Here is a 424-nt window from a genome sequence, read left to right on the forward strand (position 1 = left end):
GCGAGGTACAAGCGACTGCACCTACGTTAAAGCACGTGATTACCTTCAACGCGGTAGCGCCATGATTTATCGAAACCCAAATGACCGCTGCGATACCTTTTGCGATTCGAGAAGCAGGTCGCAGGATGAACTCAATGAGCCAGGGCGGTTTGCCGATTGATGTGGCTGAAACCATTGCTTGGCTGGCTTGCCCTGCATCGGGCGGCATCAATGGCAACATTGTCCGTGTCTGTGGTCAAAGTGTGTTGGGTGCGTAATTATTGACGGGCTGAAAAAATCAGTATCGAAAATATCGCTACTGATTTTTTTTCATCATTTTTTCTAAGTCTAACTTATACTAAGCTTTATTCAAAATATCAACAATTAGATTGTGACATTCGATTATAATAAGTTAAGTTCTCAGATTTTGAGATCTGACGGTCAT

Annotated in this window: 1 protein-coding gene; it reads left to right on the forward strand. The window is 43.2% G+C overall.

Annotation, left to right across the window (positions count from 1 at the left end; all coding sequences use genetic code 11):
• Positions 1–134: 134 nt before the first annotated feature.
• Positions 135–257: an SDR family oxidoreductase gene (locus tag M3175_RS26115; RefSeq protein ID WP_285852458.1), complete on the forward strand. Its 123-nt coding sequence runs from the start codon at positions 135–137 to the stop codon at positions 255–257.
• Positions 258–424: the final 167 nt, after the last annotated feature.

Source organism: Robertmurraya korlensis, assembly GCF_023715225.1.
Lineage (GTDB): Bacteria > Bacillota > Bacilli > Bacillales > Cytobacillaceae > Robertmurraya_A.

Coding starts and splice junctions, on each gene's coding strand:
- M3175_RS26115 (WP_285852458.1), top strand. CDS start 135: ATGAGCCAGGGCGGTTTGCCGATTGATGTGGCTGAAACCATTGCTTGG.